The organism is Microbacterium sp. UBA7513, from assembly GCF_002478345.1.
Taxonomy (GTDB): domain Bacteria; phylum Actinomycetota; class Actinomycetes; order Actinomycetales; family Microbacteriaceae; genus Microbacterium.
The window spans coordinates 106855-116881 of record NZ_DLNJ01000006.1 but is presented as its reverse complement, the minus strand read 5'-3'; the positions used below and the strand labels follow the sequence as shown (position 1 = coordinate 116881).

Below are 10027 nucleotides of genomic sequence, written 5' to 3'. Positions count from 1 at the left end.
CGAGCCGGGGTCGGCGTCCTCCACCTCGACCGCATGCTCCGCGAACCAGCCGGGCTGCGGCAGGTGCGCGCCGGCCGCGCCGAAGCCGTACGAGCTGCCGGACGTCGTCCACGGCAGCGGCACGCGGCAGCCGTCACGTCCGAGGCCGTCGAAGTCCGCACCGCGGAAGAACCCGGGGTCCTGTCGCTGGTCGGGCGCGATGTCCGCGACCTCGTGCAGGCCCAGCTCCTCACCCTGATAGAGGTAGGCGCTGCCCGGCAGGCCGAGCAACAGCAGGGTCGCGGCGTGCGCCCGGCGCAGGCCGCCCTCGCGGTCGAGACCCTCCTCCGGGCCTCCGGCGCGCACCCACTCCGTGCCCTGCTTGACCGCACGCCCACGCAGGGGCGGCAGGCCGTAGCGGGTGGCGTGCCGCGTCACATCGTGGTTCGAGAGCACCCAGGTCGTCGACGAGCCCGCGGCCTGCGCCTGGGCGAGGTTGTCGGCGATGATGCGCTGGAAGTCGGCCGCGTCGAAGTCGGCGACGAGCAGGTCGAAGTTGAACGCCTGTCCGAGCCCCTCCGCGGAAGCGTACTTCGCGCGGCGCTCCGGGGTCTCCACCCATGCCTCGGCGACCGCGGTGCGCGGCGGGTCGTACTCGTTGAAGACCGCGCGCCACTGCGCGTAGATCTCGTGCACGTCGTCGCGGTCGATCATCGGGTGCGTGCCCGAGGTGCGGTCCATCGCGTCGAGTTCGGCGCGCGACGGCAGCGGCTCGGTGAGGTCCTTCGTCAGCATGTGGGCCACATCGATGCGGAACCCGTCCACGCCGCGGTCCGACCAGAAGCGGAGCGTCGTGAGGAAGTCCTCGCGCACCTCGGGGTGGTCCCAGTTGAGGTCGGGCTGCTCGACAGCGAAGTTGTGCAGGTACCACTGACCGTCCGCGACGCGCTCCCAGGCGCTGCCGCCGAAGACCGAGACCCAGTCGGTGGGCGGCTCGGTGCCGTCCGGGCCGGTGCCCTCACGGAAGATGTAGCGCTCCCTGGCGGCCGAGCCGCGGCCTGCGGCGAGCGCCTCCTGGAACCAGGCGTGCTGGTCGGAGGTGTGGTTGGGGACGATGTCGACGACGACGCGGATGCCCCGCGCGTGCAGCGCCTCGACCATGGCGTCGAAGTCGTCGAGAGTGCCGAGGCGGGGGTCGACGTTCCGGTAGTCCGCCACGTCGTACCCGCCGTCGGCGAGCTCCGACGGATAGAACGGGCTCAGCCACACCGCGTCGATGCCGAGCTCGGCGAGGTAGTCGGCGCGCGACACGATGCCGGGGATGTCACCCAGGCCGTCGCCGTCGGCGTCCGCGAAGCTCCGCGGATAGATCTGGTACACGGCGGCCTGACGCCACCAGGTCGCGGTCTTGTCGTCTTCGCGGGTCGCGGTGAGCAGCGAATCGGTCATGAGGAAGAGGCTCTCCTTGTTTCTTGCGGGGGTCGGGTCAGCCCTTGACGGCACCCTGCGTGACGCCCTCCATCACCCAGCGCTGAGTGAAGAGGTAGGCGACGATCGCGGGAGCCATGGCCATCAGGTACGAGGCGAAGGCGACGTTGTAGTTGTTGCTGAACTGGTTCTGGAAGAGGTTCTGCCGCACCGGGAGGGTCTGCAGCGCGGGGTCGGAGATGATCAGCGACGGCATCATGAAGTCGTTCCAGGCGTAGAGGAAGGCGAAGATGCCGACCGTGGCGCTCATCGGGGCGAGCAGCGGGAAGATCAGCTTCCAGAACGTCTGCCAGGTGGTCGCGCCGTCGATCCGCGCGCTCTCCTCCAGCTCGATGGGGATCGACCGCAGAAAGGCCGTGAACAGCAGCACGCTGAAGCTGAGCTGGAACATCGTGGCGAGGATGATCACGCCGAACGGGTTGTCGAGGCCAACGCGTCCGGTGAGCTGGATCTGCGGAAGCGCCACGACGGGGAACGGGATGAACATCGCCGCGAGCAGGTAGAAGAAGGAGTACCGGAACAGTCGGCGGTCCCAGTTGCGCACGATCGCGTACGACGCGAAGGCCGCGAGCACGATGGTCGCGATGACCGTCCCCGCCGTGACGAGCAGCGAGATCGCGGCACCCACGGGGAACTTCGTCAGCGTCCACGCCTGCACGAAGCCGTCGATGCTGAACGGCGCCGGCAGCGAGAACGCGTTGCCGTCGACCGCCTGCCCGGTGGTCTTGAACGCCATCGAGATCGTCACGTACAACGGGATGAGGATGGTCGCCGTGCACAGGATCAGGATGATGGTTCCCGACCAGTTGACGCGCTCCATCTTCTGCCGCTTCCGGCGTCCGTCCGCGGGGATGGTGGTGAGGGTCTCCGTCGACATCAGAACGTGTTCCTTCCGCGGGTCAGCGAGAGCTGGAGGACGGAGATGAGCACGGCCACGATGAAGAAGATCGTGGCGTTGGCCATCTGGTAGGCGTAGTCGCCGCCGTTGAAGCCCGCGATGATCGTCATCGCGACGCTGCGGGTGGCGGTGCCGGGACCGCCGTTGGTGAGGCCGACGATGATGTCGTAGGCGTTGAGGAAGCCCTTGAAGCCGAGGATCACGTTGATGACGACGTATCCGGCGACGAGGGGGATGGTGATGCGGGTGAGCTGTTGAGTCCGGCTGGCACCGTCGATGCTCGCCGCCTCGTACACCTCGCCCGGCACCGACAGGAGTCCGGCGATGTAGATGAGGAGGGTACCGGGGACCGCCTGCCAGGCGGTGACGATGACGATCGCGACCCAGGCGAGATCGGGGTTGGCGAGCAGGCTCGTCTCCAGCCACGGGATGCCGGTGGCCGCGCCCGCCGCGGGGATCGAGTTCGAGAACAGGAAGTTGAAGACGTAGGCGATGATGATGCCCGAGATCACCATCGGGATCACGAAGATCGTCCGCAGGCCCGTCTTGAACCGGATCCGGGACGTGAGGCCGACCGCCAGCAGGAACGCGATCACGTTGACGACGATCACGGTCGCGATCGAGAACCCGAACGTGAAGAGGTAGCTCTGCGGGATCGCCGGGTCGCTGAACAGCGCGATGTAGTTCGTCAGCCCGTTGAAGCTCCATTCGCCGATGCCGATGGAGTCGGTGAAGCTGAAGAAGATGCCGATCACGCCGGGGACGGTGATCGCGAGCGTGAAGATCACCAGAGTCGGCAGGAGGAACAGGTAGTAGATCGGCTCGACGCGGCGGGTGTGGCGGCGGATCTTCCGCTGCCCGCCGGTGATGATCGCGGTGGTGCTCGTCCCGGCGGCGGCGCCGGTGGTCGTGGTGGTGCTCATGGCGCGGACTCCTCTGTCTCGCCCGATGCGGAATCCTCGGAGCTCGGGATGGGGGCGCGGAAGGCGATGCGGGACCAGTCGGCGTCCATGGTGCGGAGGATGGACGACGGGGCGGCGCCGAGGACCATGGCCTGCGCGTAGTTGAAGATCGGGAGGGTCTTCGGGACGAGCACTGAGGGGCCCTGATAGATCCGGCCCTCGTCGTAGTACTCGATCATGCCCTCGATGCGCGGGTCGTCCGGCGGCGCCGCGTCGGTCGTCGGGGTGAACCCGAGCTGCGACGCGTTGTACTCCTCGATGTGCTCAGGGAGGTAGAGGTACTCCAGGAAGTCGCGCGCGGCCTCCTGGTGCTTCGACTCCTCCGGGATCATGACCGCGAGGTCCATGTTGACGCGGACCGCGAGGTCGTCCGGATCGTCGGTCATGGGCAGCGGGAAGGTCCCGAGGTCGAGGTCGGGGTCGGTCTTGGCGATCTCGCTGAACGCCCACGGCCCCTGCAGGTACATCGCGGCCTCGCCCTTCGCGAAGGCGAGGTTCCCGTCTCCGTACGCCCGGCTCGCGGCGTCCTCGTTCGTGTACTCGTCCGCGAGCAGCATCATCTTGTCCATCGGCTCCGCGAAGTCCTTCTCGAACGAGACCTCCGAGTCCGGGCCGACGTCGGTGCCCTCGGCGGCGAGCGCGTCGAAGAACGCCAGCACGTCGAGCGAGCCGCCGACGGCGTAGTCGTACCACCCCTGCCCGACGGTCCAGTCGTCTTTGAAGGTGGCGTAGAACGGGTCGATCCCGGCCTCGCGGAGGCTGTCGCTGACGGCGAGGAGCTCGTCCCAGGTCTGCGGCACCTCCAGGCCCTGCTCCGCGAAGATCTGCTTGTTGTAGATGACGGAGGCGGCCATGACCGAGTACGGCAGCGCGCTGGTGCGTCCTGCGCAGGAGCCGTACTGATCCATGAGCGGCTGCAGGTCGTCGCGGATGCCGGCGGCGGCCTCGGTGTCGGAGAGATCGGTGAGCGCGCAGCGCTGCACGAACCGGGCGACCTCGTAGTTGTAGTTGGCGAGCATGATGTCCGGCGGGTTGCCGCGGACGAAGCTCGCCGACACGACGTCGACGCCGGACGTGTCGATCTCCACCCGCACGTCGTCCTGCGACGCGTTGTACTCCGCGACGAGCTCCGTCATGAACGGGATCGCCTCGCGCTTGCTGAACGTGAAGCGGATCGTCTCCGCTCCCCCGCCCGCGGCGCAGCCGGTGAGCGCGGCGCCGGTCAGCACGAGGCCGAGCGCTCCGGCGGTCCAGCGCACCACTCGTGGTCGTGTTGCAGACACCATCGTCCCTTCGTAGATCCGCGGAGTAAATCTAGTGAGCGAATTTAGTCCGTCTAGAGGTACTGTCTCATCTGGGCGACAGAAAGGTCAAGGGGAGTGACAGAGGTCTCGACGGGACTCGGCACCGGCCGCGCGAGCGTGAGCGCGGTGCTCGACTTCGCCTGGACGGCGGGCGAGTTCACCGCCACCGAGGCCATGGCCGGCACCTCGCTGACGCGCTCCACCACCATCGACGCGATCGACACGCTCGTCACCGCGGACGTGCTGCGCGAGCTGCCGAACGCCCGCGCCATCGGCGACTACCGCTCCGGACGCCCCGCGCGCCGCTTCGCCCTCTCGGCGGACCTCGGTGTGGTGATGGGCATCGACGCCGGAGACACGCACCTCGCGGTGACCGTCGCGGATCTGCTCGATCGCACGCTCGTGCACCATCGCGTGGAGGTCGACCCCGCGCAGAGCGCCGACGACCGCCGGGCGACGATCCTGCAGCACCTCAGCGCCGCGCGCGACGAGGCCGGGGTGCCCTCGGAGCGTGTGCTCGCGGTGTGCGCCGGTGTCGCCGCTCCCGTGAACCGCGACGGCATCTCGCCCCCGCACCCCGACGGCTTCTGGGAGCGCACGAACCCCGGGCTCGCCGAGGCCCTGCACGACTGGGCTCCGGTGGTCGAGGTCAAGAACGACGCCCAGCTGGCCGCGATCGCCGAGGGGACGCTCGGGGTCGCCGTCGACTGCCGCGACTACGTGGCCCTGCTCGCCAGCGAGCGCTTCGGCGGCGGCGTGGTCGTCGACGGGCACGTGCTCCACGGCGCCCACGGCGGCGTCGGCGAGGGCGTGGTGTTCGATCACATCATCGGCGTCGGCTCGGCGGTCGGGCTGCGGTACGCGCTGGAAGAGCAGGCCCGGGCCGCCGTCGCGGAGGGCGAGGCCCCCGCCGACGGAGCCCTCGGCCGGCTCGTGGCGGACGGGCCGGTCGACCCCCGACTGGTGCTGACGCTCGCCGCCTCCGGAGACCCCGACGCCCTCCACGTCGCCGAGCGCGTGGGCGCCACGCTCGCCCGGGTCGTCGGCGTGCTCGGCAGCATGTACGACCCCGCGCGCGTGATCATCTGCGGGGCCGTGGCGGAGAGCATCGAACCCGTGCTGGCCACCGCCCGCCGGATACTCCCGGACGAGCTGCACCTGCCCGCACCGGAGATCCTCGCCTCGACGCTCGGCGCGGAGGTCGTGTCGGCCGGGGCCATCGCGACCGCCCGGAAGGCCGCTCGGGAACGTGCCGTCCCGCGCCTCGCGGAACAGCGTCTCACCGCCTGACCTCCTCCCCTGGCGAGAACAGGCACGCGCGCGAGTTCAGGCCCCTCCCTCCCTGGCAGCCTGCTCTCGCGCGAACGCCTGGGTCCACCACCCGAGTGCGATGTACGGCCCTCCGTGAGGGGGAGCACGGCCGCAGAGTCGACCTGCCTGGTCCCCTCCCGCCCTCCCGCCAGAACAGGCGCACGCGCGACATCAGCAGCTCCCCCGCTCTCCTGCCTGATCTCGCGCGATTGCCTGTTGGTCGCCACTCTCTAGCTGGTCAACCCGAGGACTCAATCCCGGTCCCCGTGATCTAGTGATCTTGGTTCCGCGTGACCTTCCTCCGTCGAGCTGCGACAGCAAGCCCGCTGCCGACGACAAGAAGGCACACGGCGGCAGCCAGGGCGACGAGCGGCACGGTCCCTCCGGTGTCGGAGAGCCCGCCCGTGCTCGGCGCCGGGGTCGGGCTCGGTGTCGGCTCCGGGGTCACGACGAGGTCGGTCGTCGTCGTCGCGGGGTCGGATTCGATGGGGTCCCCTGTCGGGGGTGTGCCGGTGGCCGTCGCGTTGTTCGTGACTGTGCCCCGGGCGATGTCGGCGGCGGTGATCGCGTAGGTGCTGGTGGCGGTGGCCTCCTCGCCGGGGAGCAGCACCCCCTCCGCCGCGGGCCAGGTGTAGGTCAAGGCAGGCAGCCCTGCCAGCTCGTCCACGATGATGACGTCCGTGAGAGTGGTGTTGCCGGTGTTCGTGACCGTGAAGGTGTAGACGATGGGCTGTCCGACCTCGGCGGGGTCCGTGATCCCGGATCCATCCGCGCTCTTACGGAGCTCCAGTGCAGACTCCTGCTCGAGCGGTGTGGTGGTCGACTGCGGATCGGACTCGAGGGGGTCGCCCGTCGGGGGCCGCCCGGTGGCTGTCGCGTTGTTGGTCACGCTGCCCCTGTCGATGTCGGCGGTCGTGATCGGGTAGGAGCTCGTCGCGGTGGCTTCCTCGCCGGCACGCAGCACTCCCGCCTCGCCGGGCCAGGTGTACCGCAGCGGCGGGAGGCCCGCGAGTTCGTCGGAGACGGCGACGTCGGTGAGGGTCGTGTTTCCGGTATTGGTCACGGTGAAGGAATAGACGATGGGCTGTCCGGCTTCTGCCGGATCAGTGATCCCGCTCGCGTCAGCGGTCTTGACGAGGCTGAGTGACGAGGCCTGCGTCAATGGCGTGGTCGTGGTCGCGGGGTCCGAATCGATGGGGTCGCCGGCCGGTGGTTGCCCGGTGGCGGTGGCGTTGTTGGTGACCTCTCCGTTGTCGATGTCGGCGGCGGTGGTGGAGTAGGTGCTGGTGGCGGTGGCTTCCTGGCCCGGCAGGAGGACGCCGTCTGCCGCGGGCCAGGTGTAGGTCAACGGCGGCAGGCCGGAGAGCTGGTCCGTGATGGCCACCGCGGTGAGGGTCGTGTTCCCCGAGTTGGTCACCGTGAACGAGTAGACGATGGGCTGCCCCGGCTCGGCGGGGTCGGTGATCCCGGCTCCGTCGGCTGTCTTCACGAGGGTGAGGGCCGGTGCCCGTTCCAGGGGAGTAGAGGTGTCGGCCTCGTTGGAGGGGACGTTGGCTCCTGCTTCCGTGGTGCCGTTCGCGACGGCGGTGTTCGCCACGACACCGGCGTCGATATCGGCCTGTGTGATCGCGTAGGTGGCCGTCCCCGTGCCTTCCTGGCCGGGGAACAGCACCCCGGCGTCGCCCGGCCATGTGTAGGTGATGGCGGACAGGCCCGGAAGCCGGTCGGTGATCGCCACCTCGCGGAGGTCGAGGTTCCCGGTGTTGCTGACGGTGAACGAGAACGTGATGAGGTCGCCGGGTGCCGGCGGCGTGCTGAGCGCCGGGGACGCGGACTTGACCAGCGCGAGGGCCGGAGCCTGGTCCAGCGGCGTCGTCGTGGATTGCGGCCCGGCCGGCACCTCGGCGCCGTTGGGGTCGCGAGAGGTGGCGGTGGCGGTGTTCGTCACCGCGCCGGTCTCGATGTCGAGGGCGGTGACCTCGTGCGTTCCGGTGGCTGTCGCGCTCTGCCCGGGCGCAAGGGTGCCCGCCGCCCCCGGCCAGGTATACGTGATGGCGCTTCCGAGGAGCGTGTCGGTGACGGCGACGTCGGTGAGCGTGACGTTGCCGGTGTTCGTCACGAGGATCGTGTAGGCGATGGGATCGCCGACGCGAGTCGGGGATTGCACGCCGCTCGCGTCAGCCGTCTTCACGAGGGAGAGCTGCGGTGCCTCGCTCCCGGAGATAACGGCATCGTCCGTCGCAGTGACCGGATCCCCCTCCGGTGGAGTGCCGGTCGCCTGAGCGGTGTTGGTCACCTCTCCCGCGTCGATGTCTGCTTGCGTGAGCGTGTACTCAGCCGTGCACGTCGTCGATTCCCCTGGTGCAAGCGTGGTCTGCGGACACGCGGCGACCGGTGGGCTCCCCGTGCCGCTGAAGGCCGTCTCGGAGACGGCGACCGCGGTCAGGTCGACGTTTCCGGTGTTGGTGACCAGGAACGAGTACGTCACCGGGGCGTTCAGTACGTACTGCGCCGGGTCGGTGAGGCTCGAAGACTTCACGAGGCTGATCGCGGGCGCGTCCGCGGCGGTAAAGACCACCGTGCTGTTGCCCGGCTCGAGCAGACCGCTGATCGGGCCGATGTTCGACGGGCCGTTCGTGTAGGAACCCTCGGTGTCGGAGGTGATCGGAACCGTGAATGTGCACGAGACCGTGCCCGCGTCCATGTTCCCGGTCCCGCTGATGCGCGTCCCGTCGACCGTCGCCGCTCCCGCCGGGCAGTCGGTGGTGGGATCGCCCGCGAAACGCAGCCCCGCCGGGAGGGTGTCGGTGAACGACCATCCGTTCTTCGCCTCGAGATCGTCCGTGTTGGTGATGGTGAACGTCAGCGTGGAGGTCTGCCCGACCTTCACCGTCGTCGGACTGAACACCTTGTCGAGCTGCGGTGTCGCGTCGACGATCTGCGGGTCGTCGAAACCGCTGTCGTTCCCACGGAACCCGCCCGCCGCGTTGAACAGCTGCACGCCGAGCGAGGTGGTCGTGGCGTCGGCGCGGAATCCCGCGGACTGCAGCTCCGCGACATGGAAGAGCCTCCCGCCCACCGTGATCTCTCGCGCTGCCGGATCAGTGCATGGATTGAGGCCGCTGGCGAGGGTGGTGACCGTGCCCCCACCCGTACCGGGCGCGGGCCCGCTGCCGGTCTGGTTCACGATCAGGTTGAAGCTCAGCCGCGGATCCACACGGTTCAACGTCGGCCCCTCGGACACGCAGTTCGCGGCACCGTACACCGCGCTGATGAGGTAGAAGTGCCCGGGAACGATCCCTGCGGTGATGGGCTTGGCGGTCTGGAACTCGACGCCGGGGCCGGGCGCGGAGCCGCCGTTGGTGTACTCCGACAGGATCTGGTTCTGCTGAGCCGCCGCCAGCGGTTGACCCTTGTACAGACCGATGGCTGTCGCCATCCCCTGGAGATACGCCCAGGCCGTGGCGTCGCAGCCCGAGTCCACGCCGGTCACCACCGCGTTCCGCGGTGTCGTCGAGCGCAGGACCCAGCCGTTGCACTGGTCGGCGACCGGAGCCCAGTTCGGGCTCGTCACGTAGGTCTCCGTGTTCGCCGCCGCCCCGCCGGTGTACTGACCGATCCGGATGCCGTTGGTCGCCGTCTGGTTCTCGAAGGTCTCCAGGTAGACCGCGGTCGCCGGCGCCTGCGGCACCCCGGGGCTCCCCGGTGCCGCCACCGCGGCGGACGCGCCCACGAGGCCCGCGACGCCGAGGAGCGCCGCCAACGCTGCCGAGAGCAGCAGACGCGCGCGACGACGAGCGCCCTGCGTGTTTCGGACCAGCACCTGCGATGTACGACTGGACATCTCGACTCATCTCGGTCGGATATCTCCCCCAGCCGGAGAGTAGACCCGGGCCGGAACACCAGGCAAGAGGTCTCACCCGTCCCGGGCGAGCGTGCGTCCCGACCGAAGAGTGACCTTTGGCCCTGATTCGTCTCGAGCGCATGGCGCAGGTGCCACTCGAACACCGGGGATGATGCCGACGCGCGGGAGCAGGCTCTCCCCCACGCCAGAGCCTGATCTCGCGCGATTGCCTGTTGCGGCG

Annotated in this window: 6 protein-coding genes; 1 reads left to right on the top strand and 5 read right to left on the bottom strand. The window is 69.3% G+C overall.

All coding sequences use genetic code 11. The features are described 5' to 3' along the window. The 4 genes from B2W79_RS02830 to B2W79_RS02815 all read right to left on the bottom strand — a co-directional run. The coding region (locus tag B2W79_RS02830; RefSeq protein ID WP_292786823.1) for a glycoside hydrolase family 13 protein at positions 1-1428 on the bottom strand (1428 nt) is incomplete at its 3' end. Positions 1429-1465: 37 nt separating this feature from the next. Next, on the bottom strand, positions 1466-2344 hold the full coding sequence (locus tag B2W79_RS02825; protein WP_071329350.1) for a carbohydrate ABC transporter permease: 879 nt from the start codon (positions 2342-2344) through the stop codon (positions 1466-1468). Next, the gene (locus tag B2W79_RS02820; RefSeq protein WP_292786819.1) at positions 2344-3288 is read right to left on the bottom strand and encodes a carbohydrate ABC transporter permease; all 945 of its coding nucleotides are present in this window, start codon (positions 3286-3288) and stop codon (positions 2344-2346) included. Before B2W79_RS02820 ends, B2W79_RS02825 begins: the two co-directional genes overlap by 1 nt. Then, positions 3285-4613 carry an ABC transporter substrate-binding protein gene (locus B2W79_RS02815; protein ID WP_292786817.1) on the bottom strand — a complete coding sequence of 443 codons (1329 nt, stop codon included), beginning with the start codon at positions 4611-4613 and terminating at the stop codon, positions 3285-3287. The genes B2W79_RS02820 and B2W79_RS02815 overlap by 4 nt, the downstream gene beginning before the upstream one ends. A gap of 93 nt (positions 4614-4706) precedes the next feature. Between B2W79_RS02815 and B2W79_RS02810 the strand changes: the two genes are divergently transcribed. Then, the gene (locus B2W79_RS02810; RefSeq protein ID WP_292786814.1) at positions 4707-5921 is read left to right on the top strand and encodes an ROK family protein; all 1215 of its coding nucleotides are present in this window, start codon (positions 4707-4709) and stop codon (positions 5919-5921) included. A gap of 292 nt (positions 5922-6213) precedes the next feature. Here the strand turns inward: B2W79_RS02810 and B2W79_RS02805 are convergent, their stop codons facing one another. After that, complete coding sequence (locus B2W79_RS02805) at positions 6214-9786, bottom strand: DUF7507 domain-containing protein (protein WP_292786811.1); 3573 nt, start codon at positions 9784-9786, stop codon at positions 6214-6216. Positions 9787-10027: the final 241 nt, after the last annotated feature.

Coding starts and splice junctions, on each gene's coding strand:
- B2W79_RS02825 (WP_071329350.1), bottom strand. CDS start 2,344: ATGTCGACGGAGACCCTCACCACCATCCCCGCGGACGGACGCCGGAAG.
- B2W79_RS02820 (WP_292786819.1), bottom strand. CDS start 3,288: ATGAGCACCACCACGACCACCGGCGCCGCCGCCGGGACGAGCACCACC.
- B2W79_RS02815 (WP_292786817.1), bottom strand. CDS start 4,613: ATGGTGTCTGCAACACGACCACGAGTGGTGCGCTGGACCGCCGGAGCG.
- B2W79_RS02805 (WP_292786811.1), bottom strand. CDS start 9,786: ATGTCCAGTCGTACATCGCAGGTGCTGGTCCGAAACACGCAGGGCGCT.